This window comes from Actinoplanes sp. NPDC048988, from assembly GCF_043197815.1.
In the GTDB taxonomy this organism is placed as follows: Bacteria; Actinomycetota; Actinomycetes; order Mycobacteriales; family Micromonosporaceae; genus Actinoplanes.
Map to the genome: position 1 here is coordinate 110,187 of NZ_JBICTW010000009.1, position 15,547 is coordinate 125,733.

A 15,547-nucleotide genomic window follows, 5' to 3' on the forward strand; every position below is an offset into this window, starting at 1 on the left:
GAAGGAGGCGACGGCATGCGGGTGGTGATCGCGGAGGACGCCGCGATGATGCGGGAGGGCCTGGTCCGGCTGCTCACCGACCGCGGCTTCGAGGTGTGCGCGGCGGTGGCCGACGCCGAGAAGCTGCGGTCGGCGGTCGCCGCCTCGGTGCCGGACGTGGCCGTCGTCGACATCCGCATGCCGCCGGCGCACACGGACGAGGGCCTGCGCGCGGCCATCGACATCCGCCGCGACCATCCCGGCGTCGGGGTGCTGCTCTTCTCCCAGTACGTGGAGACCCGCTACGCGACCCGCCTGCTGGCCGACCGCCCGACCGGCGTGGGCTACCTGCTCAAGGACCGGGTGGCCGACGTGGCCGACTTCGTGGACGCCCTGACCCGGGTGGCCTCCGGCGGGACCGCCCTCGACCCGGAGGTGGTCGGCCACCTGATGCGCTCCGGCCGCGACACGACCGGCATGGCCACCCTGACCCCACGCGAACGTTCGGTGCTCAGCCTGATGGCCGAGGGCCGCTCCAACGCCGGCATCGCGGCGGCCCTGGCCATCACCCCCGGCGTCGTCGAGAAACATGTGGCCGGCATTTTCATGAAGCTCGACCTGCCACCCTCCGACACCGACAACCGCCGCGTCCTGGCCGTCCTCCGTCACATAGCCGGCTGAGCCCACCATTCGAGGTGGGCGCCCACCTGGTCCAACGGCTCGATGATCTCCCAGCCCTCGACGATGAGGCCGCCGGCCAGCCGCCAGATCTCGACGACGGCGATCGCGGCCCCGGTGCCCGGCAGGCGGCGGAGCGAGTGGACGACGACATGGTCACCGTCGGCCAGCACCTGGTCGACGGTGACTTCCATGCCCTTCAGCGGCTCCCGGGCGGCCCGGACGGCGGCCAGCCACTCCTGCTTGCTCAAGGTGACCGGTCCGGGACGGTGGTGGACGAAGTCGTCGCCGAGGGCCCGGGCCACGACGTCGACGTCGCCGGTCTCGACGAAAGCGGCCAGTGTGTCCAGCACGATGGTCTTGTTCATGCCGGGCAGTGTCGCGGCGGCCGCGGTGGTTGTCGATGAAACGGCATGTCATGGCGTACGGGATCAGGATGCGTACGCTGCATGGACGTGGACACGGTGGGGGAGCTCCTACGGCGGTGGCGGCAGCGCCGGGCGCTCAGCCAGCTCGACCTGGCGATCGCGGCCGGCGTGTCGGCGCGGCACGTCAGCCTGGTCGAGACGGGGAAGTCGCGGCCCAGCGCCGACATGATTCTGCGGCTCGCCGAGCAGCTCCACGTGCCGCTGCGTGACCGCAATCGGCTGCTGCTCGCGGGCGGCTTCGCGCCCCGGTACCAGCGGCGCCCACTCGGCGACGCGGCGCTCTCGGCGGCCCGCGACGCCGTGCGGCGGGTGCTGCGCGCGCACGAGCCCTACCCGGCCCTGGTCTTCGACCGCGGCTGGAACATCGTCGAGACCAACCGGGCGGTCGACCCGTTCCTGGCGTCGGTGGCGCCCGAGCTGCGGCGCCCGCCGGTCAACCTGGTGCGGCTGGCCCTCGACCCCCGGGGCTTCGCCCCCATGATCGTCAACCTGGGTGACGTACGGGCGGTCTTCCGCACCCGCGTCGGACGGCAGCTCGCGGCCGCGCCCGACGAGGAGCTGACCGCGCTCTACGAGGAGTTGCTGGCGGGCGACATCACAGGCCCGCGGGTCGACGCCGACGTCGTGATCCCCATGGTTCTGCGCGTCGACGGCCGGGAACTGCGCCTGTTCTCGACCATCACCACGTTCGGCACCCCGCTCGACATCACCCTGGACGAGGTGGCCATCGAGTCCTACTACCCGGCCGACGATCGGAGCGCCGCCTACTTCCGGGCCGGTGGATCATGGTGAGGTGCCGTTCCGACCGCCGCCCGGCGATGCCCCGCCCGATCCGCGTCTCGACCCGTTTCGGGAGCGGGCCGGCGTGCTGTTCGACGAGGGGGAGCAGGTCGGCCTTCTGTTCCTGCGGGTGGAGAGCTTCTGGTGGCAGGTCGGCGGTCACCTCTGGTGGCGCCGATGGTCGGGACCGGGCGAGACGGTGTACGGCTACCTCGAGTTTTCGCACGGTGGGTTCGACGACTTCGTGGAAGACCTGGACGCCGTGGCCGATGAGCTCGACGACTGGCGCGACGGCCGCTTCGAGTACGGGGGTGAGACCTACACGGTGCGCTGGCTCGACGAGGAGGAGTCCCGGCACGTGCGGGTGACGACGTTCAAGTTGGGCGAGTGGTAGCCACGGGGTCGTATGGTGTGTGGTGCGGGAGGAAAGTCCTCCGGCTTTGATCGCTTCTGGTGAGGCGCGTCGCGCGGGGCTTGCCCTGTGCGGGGGGTTCTCGACTGACAGGTTGCGGTCGAGCCGAGGAATCCCTCCTGCGCTCGTTCAGGGCTCCGGGACCGCGGCACGATCGCCCGAGTGGCGAAGGAACCGCTGGTGGACCTGAACTTCTGGGCTTCTCTTCTCACTGTCGCGGCCGTCACGCTGCCCGTGCTGGGCCGGGGTACGGCCATCGTCTGTGCGTGGCTGGTGGCCAGGTACTCCCGGAAGGCCGAGCGGCGGGACGCGGCCCGGCGGGCGCTGCGCCGGCTGCTGCCGGACTGGGCAAAGGGCTGGTCGACGGGGCCGGGCGGCGGGCGGGGCGGGAGCCGGTCGCAGAACGGGTCGGCTGATCGGGCCGTGGTGGGTGGGCGGTGCGGCTCGCTAGCTTGCGGGGGTGGGGGCGGGGTCGAACATAGCCTGGACGGCGGCTCTGCTGGCGTGGGTGCTGGCCGTGCCGCTCTGGTATCTGAGCAAGTTCTTCGTGGTGGTGGCGCATGAGGGTGGGCACGCGCTGCTGGCTGTGCTGCTGTTCCGGTCGATCAAGTCGATCCGGTTCGAGCGGAGTGGCGGGGGCGCCACCGAGCCCAAGGCGGAGCTGCCGTGGCTGGCCGACATCTTCGTGACCATGGCCGGCTATCTCGGGCCGTCGCTGTTCGGGCTGGCCGGGGCCTGGATGCTGCTGCACGGGCACACCGACGGGGTGCTCTGGGCCAGCCTGGTCTTTCTCGTGGTCATGCTGATCGCGGTGCGCGGGCTGCTCGGGTGGCTGCTCGTGCCGGGCCTGATCGTGCTGGTCTGGATGATGGCGACCAAGGCCGACGGGGCGACGCAGACGCTCTACGCGCACGTGTGGGTGTGGCTGCTGCTGATCGGGGCGGTGCAGCGGATGCTGGTCTTCGTGACCCGGCGGAACTACCTGATCGACGGCAACGACGCCGGGGTTCTGCGGCGGCTGACCCTGGTGCCCAGCGAGATCTGGGCGGTGCTCTTCCTGGCGGGCACGATCGGGGCTTTGGTGTACGGCGGTGCGCTGCTCCTGCGGAATGCCTGAAGCTTTCGTTGCAGGACAGCCCGGCAGCCGCGGCAGAGAGGCCGGGACGTACAGACCCGGGCCCGTCGAAGCGGGCGCGGGTCCGTGGATCCGTACCTCTAAGAAATGCAGGCGCAGACGATCAGAGCCGCACCGAAATGCGAGGCGGCGCTGACCAGGGCGCCGCCGTGGCGCTCGGGGGTGCAGATGACCTCGCCCAGCTTGCCGGGGGTCATCCAGTCGAGGACCAGGAAGGCCAGGGCCATGATGCCGATGCCGATGATGCCGAACAGGACCGTGGAGGCCAGGCCCTGGCCGAAGTCGGAGTAGCTGGTGAAGATGGCGGTGGTGACGATGGCGGCGATGCCGAGCTGGTTGGCCGCCAGCAGCAGCGACGCGTTCGGGTTGCGCTCCACGAAGATGAGGTCGCGCAGCTTGCCCGGGGTGAGCACGTCGATCAGCAAGTAGCCGAGGGCCATCAGGCCGATGCCGACGATACCGAAAACGATGCTGCGTCCAGCACCTTCCAACAGATCCTCGAGCACGGCCTCTCCTTCACATGTGGTCAGGAGAGACCGTACAAGAAGGCGTCTACATAACTACAGCGCGCCCAGGTAACGCTGCCGCTCGTAAGGGGTGACCTCGCGGCGGTACTGCTCCCACTCGGCCCGCTTGTTGCGCAGGAAGAAGTCGTACACGTGCTCGCCCAGGACCTCGGCGATCAGCTCGGACTTCTCCATCACGTCGATGGCCTCGGACAGGTTTTCCGGCAGCGCCTCGTAGCCGGCGGCCTTGCGCTCGGCCGGCGAGAGCGACCAGACGTCGTCCTCGGCGCCCGGCGGCAGCTCGTAGCCCTCCTCGATGCCCTTGAGGCCGGCGCCGAGCATGACGGCGAAGGCCAGGTAGGGGTTCGTGGCCGAGTCGATCGAGCGGACCTCGACGCGGGCCGAGCTGGGCTTGCCGAACGCGGGCACCCGGACCAGGGCCGAGCGGTTGAGGTGACCCCAGCTGACGAAGGCGGGGGACTCGGTGATCGCGTTGGGCAGCTGGAGCGGGAAGAGCCGCTTGTACGAGTTCACCCACTGGTTGGTGACGGCCGTGTACTCCCGGGCGTGCACCAGCAGGCCGGCGATGAACGAGCGGGCCGTCTTGGACAGCTTCATCGGGTCGTCGGCGTCGTAGAAGGCGTTGCGCTCGCCCTCCATCAGCGACAGGTGGGTGTGCATGCCGCTGCCGGGCTGGTCGGTGTACGGCTTCGGCATGAAGGTTGCGCGCACGCCCTGCGAGAGCGCCACCTCCTTGACCACGTGCCGGAACGTCATGATGTTGTCGGCCGTGGTCAGCGCGTCCGCGTACCGCAGGTCGATCTCCTGCTGGCCGGGCGCGACCTCGTGGTGGCTGAACTCGACCGAGATGCCGATCCGCTCCAGCGCGAGCACGGCCTGGCGGCGGAAGTCGCGGGCGATCGCGTGGGTGGTGTGGTCGAAGTAGCCGCCCGAGTCGACCGGGATCGGCACCGAGCCGTCGAGCGGGCCGTCCTGCACCAGGAAGAACTCGACCTCGGGGTGGGTGTAGAAGGTGAAGCCCTTCTCGGCCGCCTTGGCCAGGCCCCGGCGCAGCACGTGGCGCGGGTCGGCCCAGGCGGCGCTGCCGTCGGGCAGCAGGATGTCGCAGAACATGCGCGCGGACTCGCCGCTGGCGCCGCCCTCGAACGGGAAGACCTGGAAGGTCGTCGGGTCGGGCATGGCCACCATGTCGGACTCGTAGACCCGGGCGAAGCCCTCGATGGCCGAGCCGTCGATGCCCATGCCCTCCTCGAAGGCGGACTCGAGCTCGGCCGGGGCGACGGACACGCTTTTCAGGGTGCCCAGCACGTCGGTGAACCAGAGCCGGACAAAACGGATGTCGCGCTCCTCGAGAGTGCGAAGCACGAACTCCTGCTGTCGGTCCAACGTTCACTCCATCGTCCGTGGTGGCCTAGCAGGCCAGTCTTCCCTGGTCCGGTTACGCCGACATTACGCTGACCCGAGGCTGTGAGGATGTCCCGGGTGGCGATAGGCGCACCGCGTCTTGGGGAAGAATAAAGGTCATGCCCACGCTGCGGATCGCCCTGGCCCAGGTCAACTCCACGGTCGGCGACATCGCCGGAAACGCCGCTTCGGTACGGTCGTGGACGCGCGCCGCCGCCGACGAGGGTGCCCAGCTCGTCGCCTTCCCCGAGATGATGCTGACCGGGTATCCCATCGAGGACCTGGTCTTCCGGAACTCGTTCGTCGCCGCTTCCCGGGCGGCGCTCTCGCGGCTGGCCGGCGACCTGGCCGCGGACGGCCTGGGTGATATCGCGGTCGTTGTCGGATATGTCGACTCGGACGGGCCGCCGCACACCAGCGCGGACGCGGTGCCGGGGCGCGGGCGGCGGGACGCCTCGGCGCTGCTGCTGGGCGGCGAGGTCGTGGCCACGTACTACAAGCACCACCTGCCCAACTACGGCGTCTTCGACGAGGACCGGTACTTCGAGCCGGGCACGGCGCTGACCGTGGTGCGGCTGGGCGGGGTCGACGTCGCACTCACCGTGTGCGAGGACATCTGGCAGGCCGGGGGGCCGTTCACGGCGGCCCGCGAGGCCGGCGTGGGGCTGGTCGTCAACATCAACGCGTCGCCGTACGAGCTGAACAAGGACGACGTACGGCTGCCGCTGGTCAAGCGCCGGGCGGCCGAGGCCGGGGCGACCGTCGCCTACGTGAACATGGTCGGCGGGCAGGACGAGCTGGTCTTCGACGGCGACTCGCTGATCGTGACCGCCGGTGGGGAGCTGTTGGCGCGAGCCCGTCAGTTCACCGAAGAGCTGCTGGTGCACGATCTGTCCCTGCCGGCGGCCGATCCCACTCCCAACGTGTCCGGCAAAACCGATGAAACGCCCGCGCCGCACGGCGAGCAGCACATCGACGACGACATGGCGATCAATCGGGTGGGCGCTCTGAGCGATCTGCGGCCACACCCGGGCGACAAACGGGACGGCGGGATCGCCGACCGCGTCGCCGACGAGGAGGAGATCTGGTCGGCGCTGGTGCTCGGCCTGCGCGACTACGTGAACAAGAACGGCTTCCGGTCGGTGGTGCTCGGCCTCTCGGGCGGTATCGACTCGGCCGTGGTGGCCGCGATCGCCGTCGACGCGCTGGGCGCCGACCGGGTCACCGGCGTCTCCATGCCCAGCGGCTACTCCTCCGAGCACTCCAAGGACGACGCGGCCGACCTGGCCAAGCGCACCGGGCTCGAGTACCGGACCGAGCCGATCCAGCCGATGGTCGACGCGTTCCTGGCCACCATGTCGCTCTCCGGGCTGGCCGTGGAGAACCTTCAGGCTCGCGTCCGCGGCGTCATCCTGATGGCCCTGTCGAACCAGGACGGGCACCTGGTGCTCACCACGGGTAACAAGAGTGAGCTGGCTGTCGGGTACTCCACGCTCTACGGCGACTCGGTGGGCGGCTTCAACCCGCTCAAGGACGTGCCCAAGACGATGGTGTGGAAGCTGGCCCGCTGGCGCAACAGCCGGCCCGGCACGCCGCCCATCCCGGACAGCTCGATCACCAAGCCGCCCAGCGCCGAGTTGCGGCCGGACCAGAAGGACTCCGACTCGCTGCCCGACTACGACCTGCTCGACCCGATCCTGGCCGGCTACGTCGACCACGACCTGGGCCGCGACGACCTCATCGCCGCCGGCCACGACCAGGCCCTGGTGGACAAGGTGCTGCGCCTGGTCGACATCGCCGAGTACAAGCGCCGCCAGTCCGCCCCGGGCACGAAGATCTCGGGCAAGGCGTTCGGCCGCGACCGTCGCCTCCCGATCACGAACAGGTTCCGGGAAGGCCCCGGGAAAGGCCTTTAGTCAGTTCAAGGGCGGCGGTGGGGTGGTTGGACGGGTGTGACAACCTCCACTGACCTCTGACCTCGCGGCGGCGCGAGGTGCGACGATTTCGGGGCACCCGGGGACCGCAACCGCGCGGCCTCGAGGGAAGGAGTCGGAAATGTCGGAAATTTCTGCGCTGTACGGGGGCCCGGCCACCCGCCGCGTGCGGACCCGCGACCTTCAGGCCGCGAAAGCCCGCGGCGACCGCTGGCCCATGCTGACCTCGTACGACCAGTACACGGCCGCGATCTTCGACCAGAACGGCGTACCCGTCCTGCTCGTCGGTGACTCGGCCGCCAACAACGTCTACGGCTACGAGACCACCCTGCCGGTCACCGTCGACGAGCTGCTGCCGCTGGTGCGCGCGGTCGTCCGCGCCACCAAGACCGCGCTCATCGTGGCCGACCTGCCCTTCGGCAGCTACGAGGAGGGCCCCACGCAGGCCCTGCGCACCGCCGTCCGGTTCATGAAGGAGGGCGGCGCCCACGCCGTCAAGCTCGAGGGCGGCCGCCGCGTCGCCGCCCAGATCGAGGCCCTGACCGGCGCCGGCATCCCCGTCATGGGCCACGTCGGCTTCACCCCGCAGAGCGAGCACACGCTGGGCGGCTACCGGGTCCAGGGCCGCGACGAGTCGGCCGCCCTGGTGGTGGCCGACGCCCGCGCGGTCGCCGACGCCGGCGCCTTCTCCGTCGTGCTCGAGATGGTCCCGGGCGAGGTCGCCAAGACCATCACCAAGGAGCTCGACATCCCGACCGTGGGCATCGGCGCCGGCCCCGACACCGACGCCCAGGTGCTGGTCTGGCAGGACATGGTCGGCCTGCGGACGGGCAAGGCCCCCCGCTTCGTCAAGAAGTACGCCGACATGTCGGGCATCCTGTCCGAGGCCACACGCCAGTTCGCGGCCGAGGTCCGCGGCGGCGAATTCCCTTCGGCCGAACACACCTTCTGAAAGCCCCCTGTCCTCTGGAGGCCGAGCCGTTCGTGGAACTAGTGTCCGGCTAGCACTCCAGAGGAGCGACCATGACCGAATACCTGATCACCTTCAACGACGAGTGGGTCCGGGAGCACACGCCCGAGGAGTTGAGCGACAAGGGCAAGGCAGCGCGGGCCGTGGTCGATGAGATGCGGGACCAGGGCGTTCTCATCTTCACCAACGGGGGCCTGGACCGGTCCACCGCGCTGTGCGGCGTCGTGGCGGTCGACGGCGAGCCGGTCTTCACCGACGGCCCGTACACCGAGACCAAGGAGCACCTCGGCGGCTTCTGTGTCGTGGACGTCCCCGACGACGAGACGGCCCGCTACTGGGCCGGACGGCTCGCGGTCGTGCTCGACTGGCCGCAGGAGGTGCACCGGTTCCGGGGCCCCGGCTTCCGCTGGAAGTGACCGCCGAGCAGGCGATCGTCCGCGCCCACCGCGAACAGTGGGCGCGGGTGGTCGCCGGCCTGGCCCGCCGCTTCGGCGACCTCGACCTCGCCGAGGAGTCGGCCGCCGACGCCTTCGCGGCCGCGGCCGAGCGGTGGCCGCGCGACGGCGTACCCCCTAATCCCGGGGGTTGGCTCGTCACCACCGCGACCCGGCGGGCGATCGACCGGCTGCGTCGCGAGTCGCAGCGCGACGCCAAGCACGAGGCGGCCCGGATGGTGCACGACGACACCCCGCCCGAGCCGGCCGGCCCCATCGAGGACGACCGGCTCCGGCTGATCTTCACCTGCTGCCATCCCGCCCTGGCCGTCCAGGCTCGGGTGGCCCTGACCCTGCGCCTGCTCGGCGGCCTCACCGCCGCCGAGATCGCCCGCGCCTTCCTGGTGCCGGAGGCGACGATGGCGAAGCGGCTCACCCGGGCCAAGACGAAGATCAGGGCGGCCCGGATCCCGTACCGGGTGCCCTCGGCCGCCGACATCAGCGAACGGCTGGCCGGCGTCCTCGCGGTCGTCTTCCTGATCTTCAACGAGGGCTACCTGGCCGGCGCGGGCGACGACCCGGTGCGCGCCGACCTCACCGACGAGGCGATCCGGCTGGGCCGCCTGCTCCGGGGCCTGATCCCGGACCACGGCGAGGTGGCCGGCCTGCTGGCCCTGCTGCTGCTGATCGACGCCCGCCGCCCGGCCCGCGTCTCCGGCGACGGCGAGCTGGTGCCCCTGGGCGAGCAGGACCGCGCCCGGTGGGACCGCGCCCTCATCGCCGAGGCCACGGCCCTGATCGGGGAACGCGTCGCGGCCGTGGCCGCCGGCGGCGACCGGCCGGGCCGCTACCAGCTGCTGGCCGCGATCAACTCGGTGCACGCCGAGCCGGGGGAGACCGACTGGGCCACGATCGTCGCCCTCTACGACACCCTGGCCCGGCTCGACCCGTCGCCGATCGTCCGGCTCAACCGCGCGGTGGCGGTGGCCGAGGTGGACGGCCCGGCCGCCGCCCTGGCCGAGATCGACCGGCTGACCGAGCCGCTGGCCGGCTACCACGCCTTCCACGCCGCCCGGGCCGACCTGCTCCGGCGCCTCGGCCGCGACGGCGACGCGCGTACGGCGTACGACCGGGCCGTCGCCCTCACCGGCAACCCGGCCGAGCGGGCCTATCTCACCCGTCGCCGCGCCCGGCTCGCCGAATGAGATCGATGTCGTCACCCCAGCTGCCGAGCTCCGCATCGAGCCCGTGGTCCCGGGCCAGAGCCTCGACCTCGGGGAACAAGCTCAGCGCGGCCAGGCCGACCCGGTCCGGCCGGAGCGCGGTGTTCCACGGCTCGGGCAGCGGAAAGTTCGCCAGCTCCCACGCCAGGTATTTGTTGTAGGGCCGCAGCCGCCCGTGCAGAGCGAACACGGTCTCCAGCATCCACGGCAGACTCTCCATCTGGTCGAGCAGCGCGGCCTCGGCGAACCCGTCCCGGCGGCTTTTCACACACCGGTAGAGCTGATTGATGTACGAGTCCAGGTTGTCCGCGCGTGCCCGGCCGCCTCCGCCTCGGTGAACGTGGCCTGCCGCTCGACCAGCTCGGCGATGCCCCCGTCGAGCCGGTCCAGCAGCACTTTCGCGCCGCGATAGGAGTACCGGTTCCAGTGCACGGAGGTGTCGGTGAGCGCGGCCACGGTCCCGACCACCTCGTCGAGCACGTGGGTGCGGATGTCGTGCCGCCACGGCTGCTCCTGCTCGGCCACGACGATCGTCACGTCGTAGTCGGAGTGGGTGGTCTCGGTGCCCCGGGCCCGCGACCCGGTCAGGATCACCCCGCGGACGTTGGGGTCGGCGGTGGCCCGGGCCAGCACCGAGCCGAGGACGTCAGCCACCGCGCGTCACGAGGAGAGACCACGGCTGGTCGCCGTCCGGCGTGACGGCGACGGTCACCGTGCCCGGCCCGATGGCCTCGTCCCGGGTGCTGTTCACCGTCGTACCGTCGCAAGGGGTCTCGAACGTGGCCGGCCCATAGCCGACGGTCACGAATCCGCCGCCGGCGCAGGTGACGACGACATCGAGAGCGCCGCTGTCCTTCTTCGCCCCGACGGTGGCCTTCCACGGTCCCGTCATGTCTTCCCGGCGGGCGATGGTGCGGCCGCCCTCCACCGGCGGAAGAGCGGCCGGCGTCGAGGGCGAGGGCGCGACGGACACGGTGGTGGCCGGCGGCGACGGCGAGGGCGCGACGACCGGGGCCGGATCGTCGGTGCAGGCTCCCAGGGACACGAGCCCCAGCATGACCATCACTCTCGTCGACCGCACGCCGAAATCCTAGTTGCGCGGTCCCGCGAGATCGCGGACGGTGGGTGGATGGTCACGCTGGAAACGGAACGGCTGGTGCTGCGGGAATGGCGGGATGACGATCTCGACGCGCTCGCGGCCATGAACGCCGATCCCGAGGTGATGCGGTACATCCTCGACGGGTCGGTGCTCGACCGGGAGCAGAGTGCGGCCCGGCTGCGGCGGATCCGGGAGGTCTGGGAGCGGCACGGATTCGGCCTGTTCGCGGTCGAGGGGCGGGCCGACGGCGTACTGCTGGGGTGGGCCGGTCTTTCCGTTCCCGATTTCCTGCCCGAGGTCATGCCGGCCGTGGAGATCGGGTGGCGGCTGGCCCGGCCGTACTGGGGACGGGGTTATGCGACCGAGGCGGCGGCCGAGGCCCTGCGGTTCGGGTTCGAGGACGGTGGGCTCGACCGGGTCGTCAGCATCCGGCATGTCCACAATGACCGGTCGCGGCGGGTCATGGAGAAGCTGGGCTTGCGGCACGAGTTCGACACCGTCGTTCCGGGGCACGGGCAACCCGTGGCGGTTCACGCGAAGGACAGGTAGGGCTGGCCCTACCATCGATCGGCCAGCTCACCGGATCGGTTCGGGGCAGCCTGCTGCCTAGCGTCATTCCCATGACGACGACGCAGCTCGAAGCCCCGGTCATGACCGTCCGCCTGTTCGCGCGGATCGGCGCCGACACCCGCTATGTCCTCACCGGATTCCCGATCGGGATCGCCGCCCTCACCGTCTCCGTGACGGCCTTCTCGCTCGGCCTCGGCCTCGCGGTGGTCTGGGTCGGAGTGCCCATTCTCGTCGCCGCCCTCGTGGCCGCCCGCGGTTTCGCCGCCGCGGAGCGCCGGCGCGCCGGCGCGGTTCTGGGTCAAGACCTCGAAGACCCGGTTTACCGTACGGGGCCGGCACTGCACCGCCTGGCCGACCCGCGGGCCTGGCGCGACCTGGCCCACGCCATGGTGCGGTTCATCCCGAACACGATCGCGTTCTCCTTCGTCGTGGCCTGGTGGGCCGGCCTGCTCGGCGGCCTGACCTGGGCGGCGTGGGGCTGGGCGCTCCCGAACGGTCCGGACGACCACGACGTGACGTACTGGCTGGGGCTCGGCGAGTCGTACGGCACCTCGGTCGTCTTCTATCTCGTGACCGCCGTCGTCTTCGGCGCGACCCTGCCCCTGGTGGTCCGCGCCGCCGCCCGCCTCGAGGCCGGCTTCGCCCGCGCGCTGCTGGGTTCCCGCCCCCGGTAGCCGGTGGGCTGGGTCACCTAGGACCCGTGCCGGGGGCGGCACCAGGGGGTTTCCCTGGGTTGGGGCCGGTGGGCGGCGTGTGACCGTGAGGTGCGCGTCCACAGTCGATCTCGCCAGGGAGTCTTCTCATGGTCACCAGCAATCCCCGTCGTCAGTTCCTGCAAGCGGCCGGCTCGGCCGCGCTGGCCGCCGGCGTCGCACCGCTCGTCATGGGCGGGGCGGCCGAGGCCGCGGCCCCCGTCACCAGCACCAGCGTCAAGGCCGGGCACTTCGGGCCGGTGCGGCAGATCGACGCCGGCGTCCTGAACGTCGGCTACGTCGACCTCGGGCCGGCCAAGGGCACCCCGGTCATCCTGCTGCACGGCTTCCCGTACGACATCCACAGCTACGTCGACGTGGCCCCGCTGCTCGCCGCCCGCGGCTACCGCGTCATCGTCCCGTACTTCCGCGGGCACGGCAGCACCCGGTTCCGGTCGGCCTCCACGCCGCGCAACGTCGACCAGGCCGCGTTCGCCCTCGACATCCTCGCCCTGCTGGACAAGCTGAAGATCCGGCGGGCCGTCTTCGCCGGGTACGACTGGGGTTCGCGCACCGCCGACATCATCGCCGCCCTGTGGCCGGAGCGGGTCAAGGCGCTCGTCTCGGTGACCGGATATCTGATCACCAACCTCGAGGCGAACCTGTCGCCGCTGCCGCCGGCGGCCGAGAACGACTGGTGGTACCAGTACTACTTCGCCACCGAGCGCGGCGTGAAGGGCCTGACCACGTACACCTCGGAACTCGGTCAGTTCATCTGGAAGTTCAACTCGCCGACCTGGAAGTTCTCGCAGGCCGTCTACGACCGTACGGCCGCCGCGTTCAAGAACCCCGACTACGTGCCCATCGTGATCGGCAACTACCGGTGGCGGCTGAGCCTGGCCCCGGCCGAGCCGGAGTACGCCGACATCGAGAAGAAGCTGCAGGTCGTGCCCCCGCCGCCGATCTCCGTGCCGACGATCACAATCGACGGCAAGTACGACCCGTTCACGCCCGAGGGCAACGGCAGCTCCTACCGGTCGCACTTCACCGGCAAGTACCGGCACCGCACCTTCAACGTCGGTCACAACGTCCCGCAGGAGGCCCCGCGCGAGTTCGCCCAGGCCGTGGTGGACGCCGACCGGCTGTAAAAGCCTGACCCGGGGGGAGGGTGGCCGCCCGGCGAGGGCACACGCCGGACGGCCATCGACAACCGGCACAATGGGCCGATGCTCATCGATCTTGAGGCCGGTCCGGTCCCGGTCGCCCGCTGGACCCCGTCCGTCCCCGCATGACCGTCCAGGATCGGGCCGTCGTCTGGGGCTATCGGGCCGCCTGGTCCCTGATCGGGGCCATGCCGGAGAGAGCGGCCTACCGCCTGTTCGAGCGCGTCGCCGATCAGCTGTGGAAGCGGCGGAGCGGACCGGTGCTGCGGTTGGAGGCGAACCTGCGCCGGGTCCTGGGCCCGGACGCGACGCCGGAAGTTCTCGCCGCCACGTCCCGCGCGGGCATGCGATCGGCGCTGCGCTACTACTGCGAGGCGTTCCGGCTGAACCGGTGGGACCGGAGCCGTGTGCTGGACAGCGTCGACATCGCCGACGAGGACCGGGCGCGCCTCGACGGCGTGATCCGCTCGGGACGCGGCGCGATGCTGGCGCTCGGCCACACCGGAAACTACGACCACGCCGGCGCCTGGCTGACCGCGGCGTACGGGATCGAGTTCACCACGGTCGCCGAGAACCTCAAGCCCGAGGCGGTGGCCGAACAGTTCTGGGACTACCGTCGCAAGCTCGGGATGGAGGTGCTGCCGCACGACGGCGGCCCCTCGGTCGTCGGGACCCTGGCCCGGCGGCTGCGGTCGGGCGGCACGGTCTGCCTGGTCGCGGACCGCGACCTCAGCGCCTCCGGCGTCCGCGTCGACTTCTTCGGCGAGACCACCCGGATGGCCGCCGGCCCGGCGGCGCTCGCGGTGCTGACCGGCTGCGCGCTGCACCCGGTGAACCTGTGGTACCCGGCCCCGGGCCGGATGGGCATCAGAGTCCACCCCGAGATCCCGGTACCGGCCGACGGCACCCGCCAGCAGAAGATCGCCGCGATGACACAGGCGCTGGCCGACGCCTACGCGGAGGGCATCGCCGCCCACCCCGAGGACTGGCACATGTTGCAGAAGTACTTCGTCGATTAGGTTCTGTCGGCCGCAGGGGTGATCTCGATCCTCGTCGAGCACGACCGGTTCGACGGCTGGCTCAACTTCGCCTACCGCGCGCTCAAGAACGATCGCGACGGACGATCGCTGGAACGACGACTGGACGCCGCCGAGTCGATGCCATGGCTCCTGGACGTCATATTCACACTGGAAGGACGGGTACGCCCCTATAACAAGTACCTGCCCTGGGAACTCCGCCGGCACCCCCTGACCCGCTGGCCCGGCGAGAAACTGCTCCCCCTGTTGACAGCCACCCTGGCCGGCGACCCCGCAGCGATCCGGGCGGCATTCCAGCGCGTCGAAGAGTCCTGCGCGGCCTTCGACAGCCGGCTCACGGTCCCCGTCCTCACGCCTGTCATCGAGAGCTGGGGCGACGAGCTGCGGATCCTGAGGCACTGACACCATGCGGAACCGATCTCGGATGGCCATACTGCTCCGATGAAACTTGCCGAAGCTCTCGCGCTGCGCGCGGATGCGTCGCGCCGTGCGGAACAGCTCCGCTCCCGCATCACCGGCAGCGCCCGCTACCAGGAGGGCGAGGCCCCCGCTGAGGACGCGGTGGCGCTGCTCGCCGAGGCGGGCGAAGTGCTCACCGAGCTTGAGTCGCTGGTCAGGCGGATCAACCGCACCAATGCCGCGACGCGGGTCGAGGGCGGCACGCTGACCGACGCGCTCGCCCGGCGAGACGTCTTGCGCCTGCGCCACAGCGTGGTCACGTCCGCGGCGGACGCCGCGGCCGGTGAGGGCCAGCGCGGATACCGGCAGCTGCGTTCCGAGCTGAAGATGATCCCGGCGCTACCGGTGGCCGAGCTGCGCCGCCAGGCCGATGACCTCGCCCGGCAGATCCGAGAGGTGGACACGCTGATTCAACGGGTCAACTGGGAGGTCGATCTGCTCGACTGATCGACGCGGAGCAGGTAACCGACGTGGAGGCGTGCGCAAACCCGAGAGCCGGCGGGCAATCCGGCTCACTCCTGGCGCGCCGGGGGCAGGCGCGGGGGTTCGACTCCCCGGCACACATCGCATGCCCAGCACACGGCACAGGTGACGGCGCACAGGGCACGGCACACCACCGAGCG

20 protein-coding genes are annotated in these 15,547 nt (G+C 70.9%); 14 read left to right on the top strand and 6 right to left on the bottom strand.

What is annotated here, in order from left to right:
* Positions 1 to 15 precede the first annotated feature (15 nt).
* Positions 16 to 660 carry a response regulator gene (locus ACGFJ7_RS26760; RefSeq protein ID WP_392644382.1) on the top strand — a complete coding sequence of 215 codons (645 nt, stop codon included), beginning with the start codon at positions 16 to 18 and terminating at the stop codon, positions 658 to 660.
* On the opposite strand, the gene ACGFJ7_RS26765 is transcribed toward ACGFJ7_RS26760, so the two are convergent.
* Positions 645 to 1,025 (bottom strand): nuclear transport factor 2 family protein, encoded by a 381-nt coding sequence (locus ACGFJ7_RS26765; RefSeq protein ID WP_360252437.1) that lies wholly within the window; start codon positions 1,023 to 1,025, stop codon positions 645 to 647. The two genes, ACGFJ7_RS26760 and ACGFJ7_RS26765, sit on opposite strands and share 16 nt — an antisense overlap.
* Before the next feature lie 81 nt (positions 1,026 to 1,106).
* On the opposite strand from ACGFJ7_RS26765, the gene ACGFJ7_RS26770 reads away from it, so the two are divergent.
* The 3 genes from ACGFJ7_RS26770 (at position 1,107) to ACGFJ7_RS26780 (ending at position 3,394) form a co-directional block, all read left to right on the top strand.
* Positions 1,107 to 1,877 (top strand): helix-turn-helix domain-containing protein, encoded by a 771-nt coding sequence (locus ACGFJ7_RS26770; protein WP_392644384.1) that lies wholly within the window; start codon positions 1,107 to 1,109, stop codon positions 1,875 to 1,877.
* A 1-nt stretch (position 1,878) separates the two neighbouring features.
* Complete coding sequence (locus ACGFJ7_RS26775) at positions 1,879 to 2,259, top strand: hypothetical protein (protein WP_360252443.1); 381 nt, start codon at positions 1,879 to 1,881, stop codon at positions 2,257 to 2,259.
* A gap of 478 nt (positions 2,260 to 2,737) precedes the next feature.
* Entirely contained in the window at positions 2,738 to 3,394 is a 657-nt protein-coding gene (locus ACGFJ7_RS26780; protein ID WP_360252446.1) for a M50 family metallopeptidase, read from the top strand.
* Between the two features lie 98 nt (positions 3,395 to 3,492).
* Here the strand turns inward: ACGFJ7_RS26780 and ACGFJ7_RS26785 are convergent, their stop codons facing one another.
* Both ACGFJ7_RS26785 and ACGFJ7_RS26790 read right to left on the bottom strand, forming a co-directional pair.
* A complete protein-coding gene (locus ACGFJ7_RS26785; RefSeq protein ID WP_392644387.1) occupies positions 3,493 to 3,918 on the bottom strand; it encodes a DUF350 domain-containing protein in 426 nt (141 codons plus the stop codon).
* Between the two features lie 54 nt (positions 3,919 to 3,972).
* Entirely contained in the window at positions 3,973 to 5,325 is a 1,353-nt protein-coding gene (locus ACGFJ7_RS26790; protein ID WP_097320058.1) for a glutamine synthetase family protein, read from the bottom strand.
* A 137-nt stretch (positions 5,326 to 5,462) separates the two neighbouring features.
* Here ACGFJ7_RS26790 and ACGFJ7_RS26795 point away from each other — a divergent pair, with 137 nt between their 5' ends.
* From ACGFJ7_RS26795 to ACGFJ7_RS26810, 4 genes are all read left to right on the top strand, one after another.
* Positions 5,463 to 7,259 (top strand): NAD+ synthase, encoded by a 1,797-nt coding sequence (locus ACGFJ7_RS26795; RefSeq protein ID WP_360252452.1) that lies wholly within the window; start codon positions 5,463 to 5,465, stop codon positions 7,257 to 7,259.
* Between the two features lie 139 nt (positions 7,260 to 7,398).
* Complete coding sequence (gene panB, locus ACGFJ7_RS26800) at positions 7,399 to 8,229, top strand: 3-methyl-2-oxobutanoate hydroxymethyltransferase (protein WP_360252455.1); 831 nt, start codon at positions 7,399 to 7,401, stop codon at positions 8,227 to 8,229.
* 71 nt (positions 8,230 to 8,300) lie between these two features.
* Complete coding sequence (locus ACGFJ7_RS26805) at positions 8,301 to 8,663, top strand: YciI family protein (RefSeq protein ID WP_360252458.1); 363 nt, start codon at positions 8,301 to 8,303, stop codon at positions 8,661 to 8,663.
* Positions 8,660 to 9,886 carry an RNA polymerase sigma factor gene (locus tag ACGFJ7_RS26810; RefSeq protein ID WP_392644389.1) on the top strand — a complete coding sequence of 409 codons (1,227 nt, stop codon included), beginning with the start codon at positions 8,660 to 8,662 and terminating at the stop codon, positions 9,884 to 9,886. Before ACGFJ7_RS26805 ends, ACGFJ7_RS26810 begins: the two co-directional genes overlap by 4 nt.
* Here the strand turns inward: ACGFJ7_RS26810 and ACGFJ7_RS26815 are convergent.
* From ACGFJ7_RS26815 to ACGFJ7_RS26825, 3 genes are read right to left on the bottom strand one after another with little or no spacing between them, the layout of a single operon-like run.
* Positions 9,855 to 10,172, bottom strand: coding sequence for a hypothetical protein (locus ACGFJ7_RS26815; RefSeq protein ID WP_360252463.1), 318 nt, complete (start codon positions 10,170 to 10,172; stop codon positions 9,855 to 9,857). The genes ACGFJ7_RS26810 and ACGFJ7_RS26815 overlap by 32 nt on opposite strands.
* On the bottom strand, positions 10,169 to 10,558 hold the full coding sequence (locus tag ACGFJ7_RS26820) for a nucleotidyltransferase domain-containing protein (RefSeq protein WP_360252466.1): 390 nt from the start codon (positions 10,556 to 10,558) through the stop codon (positions 10,169 to 10,171). The genes ACGFJ7_RS26815 and ACGFJ7_RS26820 overlap by 4 nt, the downstream gene beginning before the upstream one ends.
* Positions 10,551 to 10,985, bottom strand: a complete 435-nt coding sequence (locus tag ACGFJ7_RS26825) for a hypothetical protein (RefSeq protein WP_360252469.1) — start codon at positions 10,983 to 10,985, stop codon at positions 10,551 to 10,553. Before ACGFJ7_RS26825 ends, ACGFJ7_RS26820 begins: the two co-directional genes overlap by 8 nt.
* 48 nt (positions 10,986 to 11,033) lie before the next feature.
* On the opposite strand from ACGFJ7_RS26825, the gene ACGFJ7_RS26830 reads away from it, so the two are divergent.
* From ACGFJ7_RS26830 to ACGFJ7_RS26855, 6 genes are all read left to right on the top strand, one after another.
* A complete protein-coding gene (locus tag ACGFJ7_RS26830) occupies positions 11,034 to 11,552 on the top strand; it encodes a GNAT family N-acetyltransferase (protein ID WP_360252472.1) in 519 nt (172 codons plus the stop codon).
* A gap of 71 nt (positions 11,553 to 11,623) precedes the next feature.
* On the top strand, positions 11,624 to 12,247 hold the full coding sequence (locus ACGFJ7_RS26835; RefSeq protein ID WP_392644391.1) for a sensor domain-containing protein: 624 nt from the start codon (positions 11,624 to 11,626) through the stop codon (positions 12,245 to 12,247).
* Positions 12,248 to 12,375: 128 nt separating this feature from the next.
* Positions 12,376 to 13,413, top strand: coding sequence for an alpha/beta fold hydrolase (locus ACGFJ7_RS26840; protein WP_392644393.1), 1,038 nt, complete (start codon positions 12,376 to 12,378; stop codon positions 13,411 to 13,413).
* 140 nt (positions 13,414 to 13,553) lie between these two features.
* A complete protein-coding gene (locus tag ACGFJ7_RS26845) occupies positions 13,554 to 14,447 on the top strand; it encodes a phosphatidylinositol mannoside acyltransferase (protein ID WP_392644395.1) in 894 nt (297 codons plus the stop codon).
* Between the two features lie 18 nt (positions 14,448 to 14,465).
* Complete coding sequence (locus ACGFJ7_RS26850) at positions 14,466 to 14,867, top strand: hypothetical protein (protein WP_392644396.1); 402 nt, start codon at positions 14,466 to 14,468, stop codon at positions 14,865 to 14,867.
* 39 nt (positions 14,868 to 14,906) lie between these two features.
* On the top strand, positions 14,907 to 15,371 hold the full coding sequence (locus tag ACGFJ7_RS26855) for a DIP1984 family protein (protein WP_392644398.1): 465 nt from the start codon (positions 14,907 to 14,909) through the stop codon (positions 15,369 to 15,371).
* The last annotated feature ends 176 nt before the right edge of the window (positions 15,372 to 15,547 follow it).